Genomic DNA, 22431 nt, shown 5'->3' with positions numbered 1-22431 from the left:
ACGCCCGGTCCCATTCCGAACCCGGAAGCTAAGCCTTGCAGCGCCGATGGTACTGCACCCGAGGGGGTGTGGGAGAGTAGGACACCGCCGAACACACCCCAACAGGGTGAACAAGAAGGCCCGAACCCCAGGTTCGGGCCTTCTTTCATTTCCCCGACCTTCCGATTTGGCCGGCCGGGCCGGTTGCCCTAGACTGGTCGCTGAAGCCGAAGACCGCTGGTGTCTCGCCCTCGGGTGAGTGCAAATCCCGCGCAGGTGTCACGATCGAATCGCTGTTCACAGCGTTTGCCCCGTGCGCTTGCGCCCGGGGTCTTTCCATGTCTTGGGCCTGACTACAAGAAGTGGGAAGGAGACCCATGGCGAGGCCGGACAAGGCAGCCGCGGTCGAGGAGCTGAAGGAAGCTTTCAGCGCGTCGAACGCCACTGTGCTGACCGAGTACCGCGGTCTCACCGTCAAGAGCATCAAGGCCCTGCGCCGCGCTCTCGGTGAGGACGCCACGTACGCCGTCGCGAAGAACACTCTGACCCAGATCGCTGCCAAGGAAGCCGGAATCGAGGGGCTCGACGAGCAGCTCACCGGCCCGACGGCGATCGCCTTCATCAACGGTGACGTTGCCACCGTTGCGAAGGGTCTGCGCGACTTCGCGAAGGACAACCCGCTTCTGGTCATCAAGGGTGGTGTCATGGACGGTCGCGTCCTCGACGCCAACGAGGTCAAGAAGCTCGCCGACCTTGAGTCGCGCGAGGTCCTTCTGGCCAAGCTCGCGGGGGCCATGCAGGCCAACCTGAGCAAGGCCGTCTACCTCATCGCCGCTCCGCTCTCCCAGGCCGCTCGCGTCCTGGGCGCGCTGGAGGCTGCGGCGGGGGAGAACCCGTCCCTCATCGGTGGTGCCGGCCAGGCCGCTCCCACCGAAGACCAGAAGCCCGACACCGCCGAGGCTGCCTCGGCACCCGAGGCAGCGCCCGCTGCCGAGGCAGACGACACTGCGGCCGAGTCCGCGGAGTAATTGAAAGGAAGCCACAGACATGGCGAAGCTCACCAACGACGAGCTCCTTGAGGCCTTCAAGGAGATGACCCTGATCGAGCTCTCCGAGTTCGTGAAGCAGTTCGAGGACGCCTTCGGCGTCACCGCGGCCGCCCCCGTGGCCGTCGCCGCCGCTGCCCCGGCCGGTGCCGGTGGTGGCGAGGCCGCCGCCGAGGAGGAGGAGGCCTCTGAGGTCGACGTCATCCTCGAGTCGGCCGGCGACAAGAAGATCCAGGTCATCAAGGAGGTGCGCGCCCTCACGTCCCTCGGTCTCAAGGAGGCCAAGGACCTCGTCGAGGCCGCCCCGAAGGCGATCCTGGAGAAGGTCGCGCGCGACGCGGCTGCCAAGGCCAAGGAGCAGCTCGAGGCTGCCGGCGCCACCGTCACCGTCAAGTGACGCCAGGGTCGACTCGTCGACCCCACGCTGTACACGAAGGGCCCGCGGCACGTGCCGCGGGCCCTTCTGCGTCTTAGACGCTCGTGCGAGCAGGGAGCGCAGGCTCGCGAGCCGCCCGGACGCGTCCCGCGGGAAAGACGAGGTGGTGCTGCGCCGCGTAGCTCAGGAGGAACAGAACGCCCTCGACCACGACCTTCGCGAGCAGGAGCGGGACCCCGACGCCGATGACGAGAGCGTCCATGGCCACCACGTTGATCGTGAGGATCACCGCCGCGAGGTAGGCGTAGCGCAGGACTGCGCGTCTTCCGTCTCCGGTGTGACGGAAGACGACCGTTGCCGTGGTTGCGCGCGTGCCGCACGACGGACGCCCCGGCCTCCGCGGCAACGTCGAAGACCCCGTCGTAGTCCGGTCCTGAGCCGTCGTCGACGACGAGCACGCGGGCGTGGGGCAGGGCGTCGCCCAGGTGGCGGATGAGGGCGGCGAGGCGGAGGTCGGGCTCGTAGGCCGGGATCAGGACGATCATGGCTCAGCGCGCCACATACAGGATGTCGGAGGTGCCGCGCTCCTTGCCGGTGCCCAGCGGCTTGTTGACCAGGGCGTCGTTGAACACCATGTCGGTGCTGCCGCCGCCGTCCAGGTTGTACGCCACCTGCGCGCCGAGGTCCACGAACAGGTCCGCGAACGCGGTCAGGGAGACGCCCTGGCTGTAGCCGCTGCTGCGGCCGTCGAAGGCGATCCCCACGAAGTGGTTCGGCTCGATCATGCCGAAGCCGGTCCGGGGCTGGTTGCCCTGGATGGAGTGGTTGCCGGGGTTGGTGTCCACTTCGACCGAGTCCAGCCCGGACAGGGCCCTGCCGTCGTCCACCAGACCGGGTCCGAACGACCAGGTCTGCCACACACCCTGCGACACGAGCACCGCCGCGGTGGTCGTGGTCTCGTCGTAGAGCGCGAGCCGTCCGTCGGAGAACAGCGCCAGGCCCTGCCGCACGCCGGCGTCCCGGAACGCCACGCCGTTGCGCACCACGATCCCGGTGTCGCGGAACCCGTAGTAGTCGCCGTTCAGCGCCCAGATCGCCTTGTTGTCCGACGCCATCACCGAGGGGTACTCGATGATGTTCTCGCCGTAGGTGTCCTCGGCGAACGCGGTGCGCAGGTACGAGGCGTCCGCGAGCTGCAGGTCCGCCACGTACCACGCCGACGCAGAACTGCCGCTGCCGCTGGTGTGCGCCGTGATGGAGATCGTGCCTGCGTCGCTGCTCCAGATGGTGCCGTTGACCGTGCCCGACGAGCTGCTGCTCGAGGTGGTCGTCGAGCTCCACAGGGCGGAGGTGTCCGTCACCTCGGCGTGCTCGACGACGAAGCGGTCCAGGGCCCACGCGGCGGTGCCGCCGCCGGTCATGACGAGGGCGGCCGCGCCGCCGATGAACCCGCGCCGGCTGAACCGCGGGCGCTGCTGCAGGGTGGTGATGTCGTCCATGGGTCACAGGTCTACAGACGCCGTCTGTGCCCGTGCTGTGGACGGCCTCTCCGCGGGCGGTGAGCACGTCCGAGGGCCTTCCCACGGCACGCGTCGACGGCCGCGGACAAGCACACAGGGGGCCGAGGAGCCCGTCACAGGAACCACACAGCCAGGGGGTGGTCAATGGAGGACGTAGCAATCCGCAGCCACCGAGGAGCCCTCATGACCACCACGATCCTGATCCACCTGGCCATTGACCTGGTCGCCATCCTGGCGCTCGTCGCCGGGACGTACTTCCCGCGCCACCACCGTCGCGACCTCTTCGTCGCGTTGCTGGGCGTCAATCTGGGTGTCATGGCCGTCAGCTCGGTGCTGGTCTCCTCGTCCGTTGGCGCCGGCCTGGGCCTTGGCCTGTTCGGCGTCCTGTCGATCATCCGCCTCCGCTCCGACGAGCTGGCCCAGCACGAGGTCGCCTACTACTTCGCCGCCCTCGCGATCGGCCTCATCGGCGGACTGGGCAGCGACCCGGTCACCTCGGCCGTCCTCATGGCGCTGGTCGTGGCCACCCTGTGGGTCGCGGACCACCCGCGCCTCCTCGGCGGGCACGAGCGCCAGGTCGTCGTGCTGGACCGCGCCGTCAGTGATTCGGCGGTGCTCACCGCCCGGCTGGAGAACCAGCTCGGAGCCCGGGTGCTCGGCGTCCAGGTCGTGAAGCTCGACCTTGTCAACGACACCACCACGGTCGACGTCCGGTTCCGCCGCGACCGGTCGCAGACCTCCGCCGAGGCGTCCGAGGCGGCGCGCGTCCTGGAGTCGGCCCGATGAGCGCCGCGGACGCCGTGGCCGGGCTGGCCACGGTCACCCTCGATGAGCTCAACGAGACCGCCTCGCTGCAGACGCGGGTCGACCGCAAGTACGTGCTCACCGTCGCGGACGCAGAAGCCATCCTGGTCGGCCTCCCCGCCGGGACCCGTGTCGTCGACGTCGCGGGGGAGCTGTCGCCCCTCTACCGCTCCACCTACCTGGACACGCCGGGGCTGGACGCCTACCTCACGAGTGCCCACCGCCGCCGCCTGCGCTGGAAGGTGCGCACCCGTACCTACGTCGCGTCGAACACCAGCTTCCTCGAGGTCAAGACCCGTCGGCGCACCCAGACCGTGAAGCAGCGGACGCCGTGGGCCGGTGGCTCGGCGTCCGTGGTGGGGTACACGGAGGGACGGGGGTACGTCGCGTCCCAGTTGCGCGGCGCCGGCATCCACGTCGACGTCTCCTCCCTCGTCCCCACCCTGCGGACGCGCTACCGCCGTGTGACGCTCCTGATGCCCGGTGGCGACGCCCGGGCGACCGTGGACAGCGGCCTCACCTGGACCACGCCCACCGACGACCAGGCCCAGACCTGGACCGGCCACGTCGTGCTGGAGACCAAGTCGGGTGCCGCGCCCAGCGCCCTCGACCGCCTCCTCTGGCAGGCGGGGCACCGGCCGCAGCCGCTGTCGAAGTACGCCGTTGGGCTCGCCCAGCTCCAGCCGGACCTGCCTCGCAACCGCTGGCACCGCCTCCTGGCCGCCCACGCGGCCTGATCCAGCACCTCAACGAACATCCACGAACCAGAGAAGGAAGACACCATGAACAACGCCAAGCCCACCAGGATCCTGACGTCCATCGCCGCGCTCGCCGTCGCGGGCGTCCTCACCGGCTGCACCGCACTCGGCCAGACCAACGGCCTCACCTCGGCCGGGACCTCCACATCCATCTCCGTCGCGGGCGGGACGGCCGCGATCACCGTGGCGCAGGCCACGGGGGAGAACGCCGCGCCCCAGGCCGGACCCACCAGCTACGACGCGGCGTCCGCGACCACCGTGACCCTGACGGGGGCCTCGGCCACGGTCTCCGGCGACGGGGTGACCGTCTCGGCCAACACGGTGACCATCACGGCCCCGGGCACCTACGTGCTCTCGGGCGAGCTGGCCGGACAGGTCGTCGTGGACTCCGCCGCCGACGGTGACGTGCAGCTCGTGCTCGACGGCGCCAGCATCACGTCCGGCACCGGCGCGGCCCTGGCGGTCACGCAGGCGGACGAGGCGATCGTCGTCCTCGCCGACGGGGCGTCCAACGAGCTCACGAGCGCGGCCACCTTCGCGGACACGACCAGCGAGGACGCCCCCAACGCCGCCCTCTTCTCGATGACGGACCTCACGATCGGCGGCAACGGCTCCCTGACGGTCACCGCGCCCAGCCTGGACGGCATCGCCTCCAAGGACGGCCTCGTCATCAGTGGCGGCACGATCACCGTGGACGCCGCCGACGACGGCATCCGGGGCAAGGACCACATCGCGGTGACCGGCGGCACGCTGGACGTGACCGCCGGCGGGGACGCTCTGAAGGCCGACAACGACACGGACGCCGACCAGGGCTGGATCTCCGTCAGCGACGGGACCATCACCCTCGCCGCAGGCGGGGACGGCCTCGTCGCCACGACCGACGTCCTGGTCTCCGGCGGCACGATCACCGGAGCCACCGGCGGCGGCGCCGGCACCCAGCTGGCCGCGGACGCCTCCGCCAAGGGCCTCAAGGCGGGCTCCAACGTCGTCATCGGTGGCGGGACCGTCACGCTTGACTCGGCCGACGACGCGATCCACTCCGACTCGGTGGTCTCGATCACCGACGGGACGCTCGCCCTGAGCACGGGCGACGATGGCGTCCATGCGGGGGAGAGCCTCTCCATCGCAGGCGGATCGGTCACCGTCGAGCGCTCCTACGAGGGCCTCGAGGGCACTGACATCCTCATCAGCGGCGGCGAGATCGACGTCACCAGCTCCGACGACGGCCTGAACGTCTCCGCCGACACCGCGAGCGCGGGCGGCCGTGGTGGCGGCATGCAGGCCATCGACGGCGGTGTGGTCGTCAGCGGCGGCACCACCGTCCTGCACGCGGGCGGCGACGGCTTCGACTCCAACGGCGACGCCGAGATCACGGGCGGCACCATCGTCGTCTGGGGACCGACCAGCAACGGCAACGGCGCGCTGGACGTGAACGGCACATTCACGATCTCGGGCGGCACCCTGCTGGCAGCGGGCTCCTCGGGCATGGCCGAGACCCCGGACGCCGACTCCTCGCAGGGCTGGCTGCAGAGCGCCACCTCGGCGTCAGCCGGCCAGACCGTGCAGGTGACGTCGGGATCCACGGTGCTGTACGAGTTCACCGTCGAGAAGGGCTTCGCCAACCTCGTCTACTCCTCGCCGCAGGTGAAGTCCGGCTCCAGCTACTCCATCTCCGTCGACAGCACGTCCACGAGCGTCACTGCGGGCCAGGCGACGGGCGGCAGCATGGGCGGCAGACCGCCCGGCCGTTGACCTGCCCACCCCGCCTGACAACGGGTACCGCCACGTTGCGTGTGCACGACGCCGGACCGGCCTATGCTCTGGGACGTCCGGCAGTGCCCCCGCAGCGTGGCGGTTGGCGCTTGATGTGCAACACGTGTTGCGCCATGCCCTGAGGCGAGCTAATGTAAGGCTTTGCCCCATTTGACGACCCGTGACGATTTGACGCGGGGCGTTTCGCATGCAAAGAACCTCACAGCTCGGGTTCTATTGGAAGGACCATAGTCTTGGCCGTCTCGCGCACTGCGTCGAAGAACACCAACGTCGTTTCCAGTGTTGGCCGGATCTCGTTCGCGAAGATCCATGAGCCCATGGAAGTCCCCAACCTCCTTGATCTGCAGGTCGACTCGTTCGACTGGCTCGTCGGCAACGACGTGTGGCGCCGGCGCGTCGCGGATGCCCTGGAGGCCGGACGCACCGACATCAACACCAAGTCCGGTCTGGAGGAGATCTTCGAGGAGATCTCCCCGATCGAGGACCTCTCCGAGACGATGTCGCTGAGCTTCCGCGACCACCGTTTCGAGGAGCCGAAGTACACGGTCGAGGAGTGCAAGGACCGCGACGTCACGTACGGCGCCCCCCTCTTCGTCACCGCCGAGTTCGTGAACAACGAGACCGGCGAGATCAAGTCCCAGACCGTCTTCATGGGTGACTTCCCGCTCATGACCGACAAGGGCACCTTCGTCATCAACGGCACCGAGCGCGTCGTCGTCAGCCAGCTCGTCCGCAGCCCGGGTGTCTACTTCGAGCAGACCCCCGACAAGACGTCCGACAAGGACATCTTCAGCTGCAAGATCATCCCGTCCCGCGGCGCGTGGCTGGAGTTCGAGGTCGACAAGCGCGACATGGTCGGCGTCCGCCTCGACCGCAAGCGCAAGCAGAACGTCACTGTTCTGCTGAAGGCGCTGGGCTGGACGAACGAGCAGATCCTCGAGGAGTTCGGCGAGTACGAGTCCATCCGGCTCACCCTGGAGAAGGACAACACCGCCAACACCGACGAGGCCCTCCTCGACATCTACCGCAAGCTGCGCCCGGGCGAGCCGCCGACGCGCGAGGCCGCGCAGGCGATGCTGGACAACTACTACTTCAACCCGAAGCGGTACGACACCGCGAAGGTCGGTCGCTACAAGATCAACAAGAAGCTGGCCCTGTCGCAGCCGTTCGACCAGCAGGTGCTGACGATGGAAGACATCGTCGCTTCCATCCGCTACGTCGTGGCGCTGCACGAGGGCAAGGAGACCCTGAACGGACTGCCGGTCGAGACCGACGACATCGACCACTTCGGCAACCGTCGCCTCCGCACCGTGGGTGAGCTGATCCAGAACCAGCTGCGCATCGGCCTGGGCCGCCTCGAGCGCACCGTGCGCGACCGCATGACGACGCAGGACATCGAGGCGATCACGCCGCAGACGCTGATCAACATCCGCCCCGTTGTGGCGGCGCTGAAGGAGTTCTTCGGCACCTCGCAGCTGTCGCAGTTCATGGACCAGAACAACCCGCTGGCCGGCCTGACGCACAAGCGTCGCCTCTCGGCGCTCGGCCCCGGTGGTCTGTCCCGCGACCGCGCCGGCATGGAGGTCCGTGACGTCCACCCGTCGCACTACGGCCGCATGTGCCCCATCGAGACCCCGGAAGGCCCGAACATCGGCCTGATCGGCTCGCTGGCGTCCTTCGCTCGTGTGAACGCGTTCGGTTTCATCGAGACGCCGTACCGCAAGGTTGAGGACGGTCACGTCACCGACCAGATCGACTACCTCACCGCCGACGAGGAGGACCGCTACATCGTCGCGCAGGCCAACGCGCAGCTCGACGACCAGGGTCGCTTCACCGAGGAGCGCGTGCTCGTCCGTGTCAAGGACGGCGACGCGGCCGAGGTCCCGGCCGCCGACGTGCACTACATGGACGTCTCCCCGCGCCAGATGGTGTCGGTCGCGACGGCCCTGATCCCGTTCCTCGAGCACGACGACGCGTCGCGTGCGCTGATGGGCGCCAACATGCAGCGTCAGGCCGTCCCGCTGCTTCGCAACGAGGCCCCCTACGTGGGCACCGGCATGGAGTACCGCGGCGCGGTCGACGCGGGCGAGGTCACCGTGGCCAACAAGGCCGGCGTGGTCACCTCCGTGTCCGGCGACATCATCGACGTGATGAACGACGACGGCACCCAGACGAGCTACCGCATGGCGAAGTTCGTCCGGTCCAACCAGACGACCTGCATCAACCAGCGTCCGCTGGTGGCCGACGGCGACCGCGTCGAGGTGGGCACCCCGCTCGCCGACGGCGCCTGCACCGACAACGGCGAGATGGCTCTGGGGCGGAACCTGCTCGTGGCGTTCATGCCGTGGGAGGGCCATAACTACGAGGACGCCATCATCCTCAGCCAGCGCCTCGTCCAGGACGACATCCTCACCTCGATCCACATCGAGGAGCACGAGATCGACGCCCGCGACACCAAGCTGGGCCCCGAGGAGATCACGCGCGACATCCCCAACATCGGCGACGACATGCTCGCCGACCTCGACGAGCGCGGCATCGTCCGCATCGGCGCCGAGGTGGGCACGGGCGACATCCTCGTCGGCAAGGTCACCCCGAAGGGTGAGACCGAGCTGACTCCCGAGGAGCGCCTGCTGCGCGCCATCTTCGGCGAGAAGGCCCGTGAGGTCCGCGACACCTCGATGAAGGTGCCGCACGGCGAGACCGGCACCGTCATCGGCGTCCGCGTCTTCGACCGCGACGAAGGCGACGAGCTGCCCCCGGGCGTCAACCAGCTGGTGCGCGTCTACGTCGCCCAGAAGCGCAAGATCTCCGACGGCGACAAGCTCGCCGGACGCCACGGCAACAAGGGCGTCATCTCGAAGATCCTCCCCGTCGAGGACATGCCGTTCCTCGAGGACGGGACGCCGGTCGACATCGTCCTGAACCCGCTCGGCGTGCCGAGCCGCATGAACGTCGGCCAGGTGCTGGAGACGCACCTCGGCTGGATCGCGCACAGCGGCTGGGACATCGAGGGCGTGGACGAGCCGTGGGCCAACCGCCTCAAGGACGTCGGCCTCGGCCGCGTCGAGCCGCAGTCGAACGTGGCCACGCCGGTGTTCGACGGCGCCAACGAGGAGGAGATCGCCGGTCTGCTCGAGAACGGACTGCCCCAGCGCGACGGCCTCAAGATGGTCGACGCCGGTGGCAAGGCGCAGCTCTTCGACGGCCGCTCCGGCGAGCCGTACCCGGAGCGTGTGGGCGTCGGCTACATCTACATGCTGAAGCTGCACCACTTGGTCGACGACAAGATCCACGCCCGTTCGACCGGCCCGTACTCGATGATCACGCAGCAGCCGCTGGGTGGTAAGGCGCAGTTCGGTGGCCAGCGCTTCGGTGAGATGGAGGTGTGGGCGATGGAGGCCTACGGCGCCGCCTGGGCGCTGCAGGAGCTCCTCACCATCAAGTCCGACGACGTCCCCGGCCGCGTGAAGGTCTACGAGGCGATCGTCAAGGGCGAGAACATCCCCGAGCCCGGCATCCCCGAGTCGTTCAAGGTCCTGGTCAAGGAGATGAAGTCCCTCTGCCTGAACGTGGAGGTGCTGAGCTCCGACGGCACGGTTGTCGAGCTGAAGGACTCCGAGGACGACTACCACCGCGCGGACGAGTTCGGGATCGACCTGTCGCGCCGCCCCGGTGCCGACTCGTTCGCCGACATCGAAGAGGTCTGAGCAACGCAAGCGGACGCCGGGGTGCACCCTCGGCGTCCGCCCAACCAGCAGGGAACTGAACCCTGCACCCCCCGCGCGAGGCGCCTCGAGCGGGTCCGTCCGGGCCAGCGGCCACTGGTCTGAACAAAATCCCCCGGCAGGGGAGAGAAGGAAGAAACGTGCTGGACGTCAACTTCTACGACGAGTTGCGCATCGGGCTGGCCACCGCGGACCAGATCCGCGAGTGGAGCCACGGCGAGGTCAAGAAGCCTGAGACGATCAACTACCGCACGCTCAAGCCCGAGCGCGACGGTCTGTTCTGCGAGAAGATCTTCGGCCCCACCCGGGACTGGGAGTGCTACTGCGGCAAGTACAAGCGGGTGCGCTTCAAGGGCATCATCTGCGAGCGCTGTGGCGTCGAGGTCACCCGCTCCAACGTGCGCCGCGAGCGCATGGGCCACATCGAGCTGGCCGCACCGGTCACGCACATCTGGTACTTCAAGGGTGTCCCGAGCCGTCTGGGCTACCTGCTCGACGTCGCGCCGAAGGACCTGGAGAAGGTCATCTACTTCGCCGCGTACATGATCACCTCCGTCGACGAGGACGCCCGTCACCGCGACCTGACCTCGCTCGAGGGCAAGGTGGAGGTCGAACGCAAGCAGATCACCACCCGCATGAACGCCGACATCGAGGCGCGTCTGCAGAAGATCGAGGAGGACCTCGCGGCCCTGGAGGCCGAGGGTGCCAAGGCCGACCAGAAGAAGCGCGTCAAGGACATGGGCGAGCGCGAGGTCAAGATGACCCGCGACCGCGCCCAGCGCGAGCTGGACCGCCTCGACGCCGTGTGGGCCCGCTTCAAGGGCCTCAAGGTCCAGGACCTCGAGGGCGACGAGATCCTCTACCGCGAGATGAAGAGTCGCTTCGGCAAGTACTTCGAGGGCTTCATGGGCGCCGAGGCGATCAAGCGTCGTCTCTCCGATTTCGACCTCCAGTCGGAGTCGGAGCGCCTCCGCGAGACCATCGCGACCGGCAAGGGGCAGCGCAAGACCCGCGCGCTCAAGCGCCTCAAGGTCGTCTCGGCGTTCCTGACCACCACCAACAGCCCCGTGGGCATGGTGCTGGACGCCGTCCCGGTCATCCCGCCGGACCTGCGCCCGATGGTGCAGCTGGACGGTGGCCGCTTCGCGACCTCCGACCTCAACGACCTGTACCGCCGCGTGATCAACCGCAACAACCGCCTCAAGCGCCTGCTGGACCTCGGTGCCCCCGAGATCATCGTGAACAACGAGAAGCGCATGCTGCAGGAGGCCGTGGACTCCCTGTTCGACAACGGACGCCGTGGGCGCCCGGTCACCGGGCCGGGCAACCGTCCGCTGAAGTCGATCTCGGACATGCTCAAGGGCAAGCAGGGCCGGTTCCGCCAGAACTTGCTCGGCAAGCGCGTCGACTACTCGGGCCGTTCGGTCATCGTCGTCGGCCCGCAGCTCAAGCTGCACCAGTGCGGCCTGCCGAAGACCATGGCTCTCGAGCTCTTCAAGCCGTTCGTCATGAAGCGTCTGGACGACCTCAACCTCGCCCAGAACATCAAGTCGGCCAAGCGCATGGTGGAGCGCCAGCGCCCGGTGGTGTGGGACGTCCTCGAAGAGGTCATTCAGGAGCACCCGGTCCTGCTGAACCGTGCACCGACCCTGCACCGCCTCGGCATCCAGGCGTTCGAGCCGCAGCTGATCGAGGGCAAGGCAATCCAGCTGCACCCGCTGGTCTGCACCGCCTTCAACGCCGACTTCGACGGCGACCAGATGGCCGTGCACCTGCCGCTGTCCGCCGAGGCGCAGGCCGAGGCGCGCATCCTGATGCTGTCGACGAACAACATCCTCAAGCCGGCTGACGGCCGCCCGGTCACCCTGCCGACGCAGGACATGATCATCGGCCACTACTTCCTCACCACCGCCCGCGACGGGCAGCCCGGCGAGGGGCGCGTGTTCACCAGCAAGGACGAGGCCTACATGGCGTTCGACCGCGGCGAGATCAACGTCAACACCAAGATCGTGATCCGCATCTCCGGGCTCAAGCCGCCGGTCGGCGTCGAGGTCCGCGAGGATGGCAGCTACATGCTGGACACGACCCTCGGTCGCGCACTGTTCAACGAGGCGCTCCCGACCGACTACCCCTACGTGAACAACAGCGTGGGCAAGAAGCAGCTGGGCCAGATCGTCAACGACCTCGCCGAGCGCTACCACAAGGTCGAGGTGGCCCGCACGCTGGATCGCCTCAAGGACATCGGCTTCCGCTGGGCGACCCGCTCGGGCGTCACCGTGTCGATCTCGGACATCCAGACCCCGGCCTCCAAGCCGGAGATCCTGGCCGCCTACGACGCGCGCGCCACGAAGATCACCCGCCAGTTCGAGCGCGGCAAGGTCACCGAGGAGGAGCGCCAGCAGGAGCTCGTCCAGCTGTGGACCGACGCCACTGCCGAGCTCACGCAGGCGATGGAGGAGAACTTCACCTCCGAGAACCCCATCTTCATGATGGTGAACTCCGGCGCCCGAGGGAACATGACCCAGATGCGCCAGATCGCCGCCATGCGTGGCCTGGTGGCCAACCCCAAGGGCGAGATCATCGCGCGTCCGATCAAGTCGAACTTCCGCGAGGGCCTCTCCGTTCTGGAGTACTTCATCTCGACGCACGGTGGCCGCAAGGGCCAGGCCGACACGGCGCTCCGTACCGCCGACTCGGGCTACCTGACCCGTCGCCTGGTCGACGTGTCCCAGGACGTCATCATCCGCGAGGAGGACTGCGGCACCGAGCGCGGCCTCACCAAGGTCATCGTGGCCACCGGCCGCGACGGCAAGGTGGGCCCGGCGTTCAACGTCGAGACCTCGGTGTACGCCCGCACGCTGGCGTCCGACGTGACCGGCGCCAAGGGCGAGCTGCTGCTCGGCGCGGGCATCGACCTCGGCGACGTCGAGATCACCGCCCTCATCGAGGCCGGGGTGACCGAGGTCAAGGTCCGCTCCGTGCTGACCTGTGAGTCGGCCTTGGGCACCTGCGCGATGTGCTATGGCCGTTCGCTCGCGTCCGGCAAGCTCGTCGACGTGGGCGAGGCCGTCGGCATCGTCGCGGCGCAGTCCATCGGCGAGCCCGGCACCCAGCTGACGATGCGTACCTTCCACACCGGTGGTGTGGCCGGCGACGACATCACGCAGGGCCTGCCGCGAGTCGGCGAGCTCTTCGAGGCCCGGACGCCCAAGGGCAAGGCCCCGATCGCCGAGGCTGCCGGCCGTCTGCGCATGGAGGAGGGCGAGCGCACCCGCAAGCTCGTCCTGGTCCGTGACGACGGCGAGGAGGACCTCGAGTACCCGCTGCCGCGTCGTGTCCGTCTCGAGTGGGAGGACGCCAACATGGTCCGCCACTCGATCGGTGACGGCGACCGCGTCGAGGCCGGCCAGCAGCTCTGGGCGGGCACCCTCGACCCGCAGGACATCCTGCGCGTCAACGGACTCCGTCGTGTCCAGGAGCACCTGGTGGACGAGGTGCAGGCCGTGTACCGGACGCAGGGCGCTCCGATCCACGACAAGCACATCGAGATCATCATCCGCCAGATGCTGCGCCGCGTGACCGTCATCGAGTCGGGCGACACGAACATCCTGCCGGGCGACCTGGTCGACCGTGCGCTGTTCGAGTCGGAGAACCGCAAGGCGATCACCGAGGGCCGCACCCCGGCCCAGGGGCGTCCGGTGCTCATGGGCATCACCAAGGCGTCGCTGGCCACCGAATCGTGGCTGTCGGCGGCGTCCTTCCAGGAGACGACCAAGGTGCTCACCGACGCGGCGATCCAGGCCAAGTCGGACTCCCTGGTCGGCCTCAAGGAGAACGTCATCCTGGGCAAGCTGATCCCGGCGGGTACCGGTCTGGAGCGGTACCGCAACATCCGGGTGGAGCCGACCGCCGAGGCCCGCGCTGCGGCGTACGACCTCAGCTACGACCCGTACGACTACGACATCGCCGGCACCTCGCCGGTCATGCCGAGCGACGAGTTCGACCTGGGCGACTTCAGCTGACCCCATCGGCTGAGCCGAATTGCCACGGGCCCTGCAGCAAGTGTTGCGGGGCCCGTGTTGCATGTCTGAGTGACGGGTTCACCGCCAGGGCGCGCAAAGGCGCAGCCAGATCCGTCGCACGCGTGGCGGCGCGTTGCGGGAGTCGAATTGGGGCAGGGGGCCGGACGCGGTAGGGTGGACCCAACGTTCTTCGGCTAGTCATGGCCCGGGGCATCCACGGTCGCACTTTGACCGCCCCAGGGTCTAACCACTAGTCTTTGTCGTTGTGTTCGGGTGACCGAGCACCCGTGCCATCCGTGGCCGTCCCGCGAGGGTGTGGCCGGCCGGCACGAAACCCCGCGAAGGCCGATGCCCGGGGAGCCTGCTGAGCTCCCGACACCGACCGCCGTGCACAAGCGCTTGACGCCCGTGAGGGCGCCAACAAACTCGAACGAAGGATTACCAGCCGGTGCCCACAATCCAGCAGTTGGTCCGCAAGGGCCGCACTGACAAGAAGTCGTCCAGCAACACCCCCGCACTCAAGGGCTCGCCCCAGCGCCGTGGCGTGTGCACGCGTGTCTACACCACGACCCCGAAGAAGCCGAACTCGGCGCTCCGCAAGGTCGCGCGTGTCCGCCTCTCCTCCGGTGTCGAGGTGACCGCGTACATCCCCGGTGTGGGCCACAACTTGCAGGAGCACTCGATGGTGCTCGTGCGTGGCGGTCGTGTGAAGGACCTGCCGGGCGTTCGGTACAAGATCATCCGCGGCTCCCTCGACACCCAGGGTGTCAAGAACCGCAAGCAGGCCCGCAGCCGCTACGGCGCGAAGAAGGAGAAGTAATGCCTCGCAAGGGACCGGCCCCGAAGCGGCCGATCGTCGTCGACCCCGTCTACGGCTCGCCGCTGGTCTCCCAGCTGGTGAGCAAGATCCTGCTCGACGGCAAGAAGACCACTGCACAGAACATCGTCTACGGCGCGCTCGAGGGCACCCGGGCCAAGTCGGGCGTCGATCCGGTGCAGACTCTGAAGAAGGCCCTCGACAACATCCGCCCCGCGGTGGAGGTCAAGTCCCGCCGCGTCGGTGGCGCGACCTACCAGGTCCCGGTCGAGGTCAAGCCGGCCCGTTCCACCACCCTGGCGATGCGCTGGCTCGTGAGCTACTCGCGCCAGCGTCGTGAGAAGACCATGACCGAGCGCCTCATGAACGAGCTCCTGGACGCCTCCAACGGCCTGGGCGCGAGCGTCAAGAAGCGCGAGGACACCCACAAGATGGCCGAGGCCAACCGCGCCTTCGCGCACTACCGCTGGTGATCTCCTGAAGCTCTCTCCCGCCGCGAGGCGGGGGAGAGCTTCATGCCTGTCACGGCTCGCACACGAACAACACGTAACCAGAGGGGACACAACCGTGGCCATCGACATCAAGACAGACCTGGCCAAGGTCCGCAACATCGGCATCATGGCCCACATCGACGCGGGCAAGACCACCACGACCGAGCGCATCCTGTTCTACACCGGCATCAACTACAAGATCGGTGAGACCCACGAGGGCTCGGCGACCATGGACTGGATGGAGCAGGAGCAGGAGCGCGGCATCACCATCACGTCCGCCGCGACGACGTGCTTCTGGCGCGACCACCTGATCAACATCATCGACACCCCCGGCCACGTGGACTTCACCGTCGAGGTGGAGCGTTCGCTGCGCGTCCTCGACGGCGCCGTGACCGTGTTCGACGGCGTCGCCGGTGTCGAGCCGCAGAGCCAGACCGTGTGGCGCCAGGCCAACAAGTACGGCGTCCCGCGCATCTGCTACGTCAACAAGCTCGACCGCACCGGTGCGTCCTTCGACTTCGTCGTCAAGACCATCCGTGAGCGCCTGAACGCCGTGGCGGCTGTCATCCAGCTGCCCATCGGCTCCGAGGCGGACTTCCAGGGCGTCGTCGACCTCGTCGGCATGCGCGCCCTCATGTGGCGCGGCGAGACCAAGATCGGTGAGGACTACACCGTCGAGGAGATCCCGGCCGACCTGGCCGACAAGGCCGCCGCGGCCCGGGAGGAGCTCATCCAGACCCTCGCCGACCACGACGACGAGTTCGCCGAGACCTGGCTGCTGGCCGAGGACTCCGGCGAGGAGATCGACGTCCCGACCATCAAGGCGGCCATCCGTCGCGGCGTGCTCGCCTCGAAGTTCACCGCCGTGGTCTGTGGCACCTCGTTCAAGAACAAGGGCGTTCAGCCCATGCTCGACGCGGTCATCGACTACCTGCCCTCCCCGCTGGACGTCCCCGCCATCGACGGCTTCAAGCCCGGTGACGAGAGCGTCCACCTCGAGCGCAAGCCCAACAACGACGAGCCGCTGTCGCTGCTCGCGTTCAAGATCGCCGCTGACCCGCACCTGGGTCGCCTCACCTACGTCCGCATCTACTCCGGCGTGCTGAAGTCCGGCATGCAGGTGCTGAACGCGACGAAGGGCAAGAAGGAGCGGATCGGCAAGATCTACCAGATGCACGCCAACAAGCGTCAGGAGATCGACGAGATCGGCGCCGGCATGATCTGCGCGGTCATGGGTCTGAAGGACACCACCACCGGTGAAACCCTCTGCGAGCCCGGCAGCCCGATCATCCTCGAGTCGATGGAGTTCCCGAACCCCGTCATCGAGCAGGCGATCGAGCCGAAGACCAAGTCGGACCAGGAGAAGCTCGGCATGGCCATCCAGCGCCTCGCCGAGGAGGACCCGACCTTCCGCGTCCACACCGACGAGGAGACGGGCCAGACGATCATCGCCGGCATGGGCGAGCTGCACCTCGAAGTGCTGATCGACCGCATGCGCCGCGAGTTCAAGGTCGAGGCCAACATCGGCAAGCCGCAGGTCGCCTACCGTGAGACCCTGCGCCGCCCGGTGGAGAAGGTGGAGTACACCCACAAGAAGCAGTCGGGTGGCTCGGGCCAGTACGGCAAGGTCATCATCGCGCTGGAGCCGCAGGAGGCCGGCGCGGGCTACGAGTTCGTCAACGGTGTCACCGGTGGCCGCATCCCGCGCGAGTACATCCCGGCCGTGGACCAGGGCATCCAGGAGGCCATGGCCTTCGGCCCGCTGGCCGGCTACCCGGTGGAGGACATCAAGGTGACGCTGCTCGATGGCGCCTACCACGACGTCGACTCCTCCGAACTGGCGTTCAAGATCGCCGGTTCGATGGTCTTCAAGGAGGCCGCCCGCAAGGCCGACCCGGCCCTGCTCGAGCCGCTGATGGCCGTCGAGGTCACCACCCCCGACGACTACCTGGGCACCGTGATCGGCGACATCAACTCCCGCCGTGGCCACGTCCAGGGCATGGAGGAGGCGCACGGCAACCAGATCGTCCGCGCCCTCGTCCCGCTGTCGGAGATGTTCGGCTACGTCGGCGACCTGCGATCCAAGACCTCCGGTCAGGCGTCCTACTCCATGGAGTTCCACTCCTACGGTGAGGTGCCGAAGTCGGTGGCCGAGGAGATCATCGAGAAGGGTCGCGGCGGCGGGAACGAGTGACGCCCGTCCCCTGTGACATCCGCGGGCCCCGCAACCCTACGGTTGCGGGGCCCGCGGCGTCCGTGCCGCCCCGGACGCCGGGGGCGGGGGCGGTTGTCCCGGCGAGGCCCGAGTTTGACGATGGGCCCGACAACGATAGGATTGGCAAGGTTGTCGCGTGGGCTCCCTGCCCGGGCGGCGCACCCCAGAACTTGCCTCGCAACCTGCGAGGCGAAAAGCACGCCCCGCGAACGCGTGGCGGAAGATCCCAGGAGGAGCCCAAGTGGCAAAGGCCAAGTTTGAGCGGACCAAGCCGCACTGCAACATCGGCACCATCGGGCACGTCGACCACGGCAAGACCACGCTCACGGCGGCGATTACGAAGGTGCTCCACGACGCTTACCCGGACCTGAACGCTGTGTCGGCCTTCGACCAGATCGACAAGGCTCCCGAGGAGCGCCAGCGCGGCATCACGATCTCGATCTCGCACGTCGAGTACCAGACCGAGAAGCGCCACTACGCGCACGTCGACTGCCCCGGTCACGCTGACTACGTCAAGAACATGATCACCGGCGCGGCCCAGATGGACGGTGCGATCCTCGTGGTCGCCGCCACCGACGGCCCCATGGCGCAGACCCGCGAGCACATCCTGCTCGCCCGCCAGGTCGGCGTGCCGGCGATCGTCGTCGCCCTGAACAAGTGCGACATGGTCGACGACGAGGAGCTCATCGAGCTCGTCGAGATGGAGCTGCGCGAGCTGCTCTCGGCCCAGGAGTTCGACGGTGACAACCTGCCGATCGTCCACGTCGCCGCTTTCCCGGCGCTGAACGGCGACGAGAAGTGGGGCAAGTCGATCCTCGAGCTCATGGACGCGGTGGACGAGTACATCCCGCAGCCCGAGCGCGACACCGAAAAGCCGTTCCTGATGCCCGTTGAGGACGTCTTCACGATCACCGGTCGTGGCACCGTCATCACCGGCCGTATCGAGCGCGGCATCGTCCGCACCGGCGAGACGGTCGAGATCATCGGCATCCGCGAGGCCAAGCAGAGCTCGACCGTCACCGGTGTCGAGATGTTCCGCAAGATCCTCGACGAGGGTCGCGCGGGCGAGAACGTCGGCCTGCTGCTCCGCGGCACCAAGAAGGACGATGTCGAGCGCGGCATGGTCGTCTGCAAGCCGGGTTCGGTCACGCCGCACACCGACTTTGAGGCCCAGGTCTACATCCTGAACAAGGAGGAGGGTGGCCGTCACAAGCCGTTCTTCTCCAACTACAGCCCGCAGTTCTACTTCCGTACCACGGACGTGACCGGCGTTGTCCAGCTGCCCGAGGGCACCGAGATGGTCATGCCCGGCGACAACACCGCCATGACCGTGCACCTCAACAAGCCGATCGCCATGGAGGAGGCCCTCAAGTTCGCGATCCGCGAGGGTGGCCGCACCGTTGGCGCCGGCAATGTGACCAAGATCATCAAGTGACGATCTGACCCACGCCTCGACGGGCCCGCATCCTCGACGGATGCGGGCCCTTCGACTTTCACTACCTGGGGTGTCATCACCTCGCAGCTGGCTGACGAGCGCATCACCTGTTCCTGCGCGCCTCGCTGTTCGCCATCGGCATCGGCCTCACGCTCATCATCCTGGGCTGGGCCCTCAACAAGGTCGGTGGCCCCGGCGCCGTCCGCGCCGACGGCGCCGGGGCCGCTCGCGCCTGAGTGTCGCGCGACCCTAATCGCACCGGGCACCGGGATCACCCGGTGCCCCTTCGGCGTCCTTTGGCAGCCATTAGGGTGACGGAGTGACGATCCACTCCGCGCACCCGTTCGAGACACCAGCGGAACAGCGGGACGCCGCGCGCCGCCTGCGGGGCCGGCTCTCGGCCAGCGTAACGCTGTGGCTGGCCGGGACAGGGGCGAGACGCGTCGGCCTCACGGTCACCTCGCTGCTCGTGGCGCTGGGGGAGGACGCCCGGGTGGTCGGGCTCATCGACCCCGACTCCGACCTCGCGGACGCCCTGGAGGACCGCTTCACCGTCGTGCTCTTGCAGGAGGGCGACCGCGGTCTGGCCGAAGCGTTCGCCGGCTTGGCCCCCGCGCCCGGCGGGCTGTTCAGGGCGGGCTTCGACGACACGGACTGGGGGCCGGTGCTTCCCGGCCGCTCGTGGGCGGGCGTCCGCCTGGAGTCGACCCGCGAGCTCGGGTGGTCGCGGGAGGTCGTGGGCGTGATCGAGCACGTCCACCTCGTCGAGGGGACGCCCCTGGTGCGCGAACGCGGTCGGTACCGGGCTGCCGGGTCCTAGTCCCACTCCTCGGGCACCCGCGTTCGTGGCCAGAGTCAGTTCGTGGCCGTCCACGCTGTCGGTGCGGCGCCGGGGCGGGGCGATGCCGGCGTTGAGCACGAGGATGTCCACCGGTGCCCCGCCCCAGCGCTCGGCCAGGGCGTCCACCGAGGACCGCGAGGACGTGTCGAGCACCTCGGGGCGGGCGCCCACGTCGGCGGCGGCGTCCGCGGCCCGTGCCTGCGTCCGCGATGTCACGACCACCGACGCCCCGGCCGCGGCCAGAGCGCGGGCAGCCTCGAGACCGATGCCGCTGGAGCCACCGGTCACCAGCGCGGAGCGCCCGGAGAGGTCGGGGAGGGGGAACGGCGCGAGTCGGGAGGTCACGGGCAAAACGATAGTCTGGGCGGCACCATGACTGATGCCGAACTCCTGCCAGCCCGCCTGCGCGTGGCGCCGTCCCCGACCGGTGACCCACACGTCGGGACGGCCTACATGTCGCTGTTCAACCTCGCCTGGGCGCGCCGCACGAAGGGCGAGTTCGTGCTCCGCATCGAGGACACCGACCGCGCCCGCTATGTGGCCGACTCCGAGCAGCAGATCTTCGAGACGCTGCGGTGGCTCGACCTCGTCTGGGACGAGGGGCCCGACGTCGGCGGCCCCAGCGCCCCGTACCGCCAGTCGGAGCGCCTGGAGACCTACCAGCCGTTCGTCGATGAGCTCATCGGGTCCGGCCACGCCTACCACTGCTGGTGCAGCCCCGAGCGCCTGGCCGAGATGCGCGCCCAGCAGCAGGCGTCCAAGCAGGCCAACACCGGCTACGACCGGCTCTGCCACGGGAAGACACGCGAGGAGCGGGCCGCGCTGCCCGGGTTCAGCGAGACGCCGGTGGTGCGCATGTTCATCCCCGACGACGTCGACACCACCTTCACCGACCTCATCCGGGGCGAGGTGGCTGCGCCGGTGCCCGACGACCAGGTGATCCTGAAGACGGACGGGTTCCCCACCTATCACCTGGCCGTCGTGGTCGACGACCACCTGATGGGCATCACCCACGTCGTCCGCGGTGAGGAGTGGATCAGCTCCACCCCCAAGCACGTGCTGCTCTACCGCTGGCTGGGCTGGGACGTGCCCGCGTTCGCGCACATGCCGCTGCTGCGCAACACCGACAAGTCGAAGATCTCCAAGCGCAAGAACCCGGCGGCCCGGCTGCTGTGGTTCCGCGAGCAGGGCTACCTGCCCGAGGCGCTGGTGAACTTCCTGCAGCTGCTCGGTTACGCCGGCGACGACGAGGGCGAGGTTCAGTCGTTCGATGACTTCGTCGCCCAGTTCGACTGGGCCAAGGTCAACACCGTCGGCCCGGTCTTCGACCTGGACAAGCTCAACTGGCTCAACGGCCACTACATCCGCTCCCTGGCCCCGGCCGAGCTCGCCAAGCGCATCGTCGAGCACCTGCGGTTCACCGGTGTCGAGGTGCCCGAGGCCCACGTCGAGACCCTGCGCGCCGCGACCCCGCTCATCCAGGAGCGGCTCGTGCTGCTGTCGGAGGCGCTGGAGAAGGTGCAGTTCCTGCTCACCCCGGACGCCGAGCTGGCCTTCGACGCCTACTCGGTCGCGAAGCTGCCCGAGAACGCGGACGAGATCCTCGACGCGTCGCTGTCGGCCCTCGAGGCCGCCCCCGCGTGGGACGCCGACACGATCCAGGCCGTCCTCCGGCAGCGCCTGGTCGACGAGCTGGGCATGAAGCCGAAGTTCGCGTTCGGGCCCGCTCGGGTGGGCGTGACCGGCTCCCGCGTCTCGCCGCCGCTGTTCGAATCGATGGAGATCTTGGGCCGCGACTCGTCGCTGGCGCGGCTCCGCGCCCTGCGCGCCCAGCTGTGAGCGGCACGGTCGTCGTCTTCGGCGGCCGCTCCGAGATTGGGGTGGCCATCGCGGAACGGCTCGCGCCCACCGCGTCCGTGGTCGTGCTGGCCGTCCGGCCGGGGTCGGACGCCGGCGCCGCGGCCGAGCGTGTGGCCGCGAGGGGTGCCTGCGTCGAGGTCGTCGGCTTCGACGCGGACGACACGGCCCGCCATCGTGCGGTCGTCGCCGAGATCGAGGAGCGCTTCGGGGCCATCGACACCGCCGTCCTGGCGTTCGGCATCCTGGGCGACCAGGAGCGCGCCGAACGCGACGAGGGCGAGGTCGTCCGCATCCTGCACACCGACTTCGTGGCGCAGGCGTCCCTGCTGACGGTGCTCGCCGACATGATGCGAGGGCGGGGCAGCGGCCGCATCGTGGCGTTCAGCTCGGTCGCCGGCGTCCGGGTGCGGCGCGCCAACTACGTGTACGGCTCGGCGAAGGCCGGCCTGGACGGGTTCGCGTCCGGCCTGGCCGACGCGCTGCACGGCAGCGGCGTGGACCTGGTCATCGCGCGGCCCGGGTTCGTGGTCGGGCGCATGACGGAGGGCATGGAGCCGGCCCCGTTCAGCTCCACACCCGACGAGGTCGCCGACGCGGTCGTCCAGCGCCTCGGCAAGCCCGGGGCGTCGGTGCTGTGGATCCCATGGCAGCTGCGGGCAATGTTCTCCGTGGCGCCGTTCGTGCCGCGCCCGGTGTGGCGGCGGATGCCGCGCTGACACCGCCCTGAGCTCCTCGGCGCGCTCCTTCAAACGGAGTAGGGTCGGGGGCA

At 68.6% G+C, this 22431-nt stretch carries 16 protein-coding genes, 1 rRNA gene and 1 pseudogene; 15 read left to right on the top strand and 3 right to left on the bottom strand.

Features of this window, described 5'->3' with window-relative positions; all coding sequences use genetic code 11:
- From rrf to rplL, 3 genes are all read left to right on the top strand, one after another.
- Positions 1 to 93, top strand: a 5S ribosomal RNA gene (rrf, locus tag ET989_RS05090); the annotation flags it as partial.
- 263 nt (positions 94 to 356) lie between these two features.
- Positions 357 to 1007: a 50S ribosomal protein L10 gene (gene rplJ / locus ET989_RS05085; RefSeq protein ID WP_131167468.1), complete on the top strand. Its 651-nt coding sequence runs from the start codon at positions 357 to 359 to the stop codon at positions 1005 to 1007.
- Between the two features lie 19 nt (positions 1008 to 1026).
- Positions 1027 to 1422, top strand: a complete 396-nt coding sequence (gene rplL / locus ET989_RS05080; RefSeq protein ID WP_131167467.1) for a 50S ribosomal protein L7/L12 — start codon at positions 1027 to 1029, stop codon at positions 1420 to 1422.
- A 73-nt stretch (positions 1423 to 1495) separates the two neighbouring features.
- Here rplL and ET989_RS15440 read toward each other — a convergent pair whose 3' ends face one another.
- Complete coding sequence (locus ET989_RS15440) at positions 1496 to 1807, bottom strand: GtrA family protein (protein WP_131167466.1); 312 nt, start codon at positions 1805 to 1807, stop codon at positions 1496 to 1498.
- Positions 1808 to 1949: 142 nt separating this feature from the next.
- Positions 1950 to 2900: a phosphodiester glycosidase family protein gene (locus ET989_RS05070; RefSeq protein WP_131167465.1), complete on the bottom strand. Its 951-nt coding sequence runs from the start codon at positions 2898 to 2900 to the stop codon at positions 1950 to 1952.
- 204 nt (positions 2901 to 3104) lie between these two features.
- On the opposite strand from ET989_RS05070, the gene ET989_RS05065 reads away from it, so the two are divergent.
- The 10 genes from ET989_RS05065 (at position 3105) to ET989_RS05020 (ending at position 19781) form a co-directional block, all read left to right on the top strand.
- Positions 3105 to 3707, top strand: coding sequence for a DUF4956 domain-containing protein (locus ET989_RS05065; RefSeq protein ID WP_131167464.1), 603 nt, complete (start codon positions 3105 to 3107; stop codon positions 3705 to 3707).
- Positions 3704 to 4462 (top strand): polyphosphate polymerase domain-containing protein, encoded by a 759-nt coding sequence (locus ET989_RS05060; protein WP_131167463.1) that lies wholly within the window; start codon positions 3704 to 3706, stop codon positions 4460 to 4462. Before ET989_RS05065 ends, ET989_RS05060 begins: the two co-directional genes overlap by 4 nt.
- 45 nt (positions 4463 to 4507) lie before the next feature.
- Complete coding sequence (locus ET989_RS05055; RefSeq protein WP_131167462.1) at positions 4508 to 6235, top strand: carbohydrate-binding domain-containing protein; 1728 nt, start codon at positions 4508 to 4510, stop codon at positions 6233 to 6235.
- Positions 6236 to 6489: 254 nt separating this feature from the next.
- Positions 6490 to 9963, top strand: coding sequence for a DNA-directed RNA polymerase subunit beta (gene rpoB / locus ET989_RS05050; protein WP_131167461.1), 3474 nt, complete (start codon positions 6490 to 6492; stop codon positions 9961 to 9963).
- A 158-nt stretch (positions 9964 to 10121) separates the two neighbouring features.
- Positions 10122 to 14003 carry a DNA-directed RNA polymerase subunit beta' gene (locus ET989_RS05045; protein ID WP_131167460.1) on the top strand — a complete coding sequence of 1294 codons (3882 nt, stop codon included), beginning with the start codon at positions 10122 to 10124 and terminating at the stop codon, positions 14001 to 14003.
- A 448-nt stretch (positions 14004 to 14451) separates the two neighbouring features.
- Positions 14452 to 14823: a 30S ribosomal protein S12 gene (gene rpsL / locus ET989_RS05040; RefSeq protein ID WP_131167459.1), complete on the top strand. Its 372-nt coding sequence runs from the start codon at positions 14452 to 14454 to the stop codon at positions 14821 to 14823.
- Positions 14823 to 15293 (top strand): 30S ribosomal protein S7, encoded by a 471-nt coding sequence (rpsG, locus tag ET989_RS05035; protein WP_131167458.1) that lies wholly within the window; start codon positions 14823 to 14825, stop codon positions 15291 to 15293. The genes rpsL and rpsG overlap by 1 nt, the downstream gene beginning before the upstream one ends.
- Positions 15294 to 15387: 94 nt before the next feature.
- Positions 15388 to 17505 carry an elongation factor G gene (gene fusA / locus ET989_RS05030; protein ID WP_131167457.1) on the top strand — a complete coding sequence of 706 codons (2118 nt, stop codon included), beginning with the start codon at positions 15388 to 15390 and terminating at the stop codon, positions 17503 to 17505.
- Between the two features lie 262 nt (positions 17506 to 17767).
- The gene (gene tuf / locus ET989_RS05025; protein ID WP_131167456.1) at positions 17768 to 18961 is read left to right on the top strand and encodes an elongation factor Tu; all 1194 of its coding nucleotides are present in this window, start codon (positions 17768 to 17770) and stop codon (positions 18959 to 18961) included.
- Between the two features lie 319 nt (positions 18962 to 19280).
- Positions 19281 to 19781, top strand: coding sequence for a flavin reductase (locus tag ET989_RS05020; protein WP_131167455.1), 501 nt, complete (start codon positions 19281 to 19283; stop codon positions 19779 to 19781).
- 33 nt (positions 19782 to 19814) lie between these two features.
- On the opposite strand, the pseudogene ET989_RS15935 reads toward ET989_RS05020, so the two are convergent.
- Positions 19815 to 20090, bottom strand: a pseudogene (locus tag ET989_RS15935) (SDR family NAD(P)-dependent oxidoreductase); the annotation flags it as partial.
- 165 nt (positions 20091 to 20255) lie between these two features.
- Here ET989_RS15935 and gltX point away from each other — a divergent pair.
- Complete coding sequence (gene gltX / locus ET989_RS05010) at positions 20256 to 21641, top strand: glutamate--tRNA ligase (RefSeq protein WP_241656215.1); 1386 nt, start codon at positions 20256 to 20258, stop codon at positions 21639 to 21641.
- Positions 21638 to 22378, top strand: a complete 741-nt coding sequence (locus ET989_RS05005) for a decaprenylphospho-beta-D-erythro-pentofuranosid-2-ulose 2-reductase (protein ID WP_131167453.1) — start codon at positions 21638 to 21640, stop codon at positions 22376 to 22378. Before gltX ends, ET989_RS05005 begins: the two co-directional genes overlap by 4 nt.
- The last annotated feature ends 53 nt before the right edge of the window (positions 22379 to 22431 follow it).

Source organism: Propioniciclava sinopodophylli, from assembly GCF_004324755.1.
GTDB classification, from domain to species: Bacteria; Actinomycetota; Actinomycetes; order Propionibacteriales; family Propionibacteriaceae; genus Propioniciclava; species Propioniciclava sinopodophylli.
This window is presented reverse-complemented; position numbering and strand designations above follow the sequence as displayed.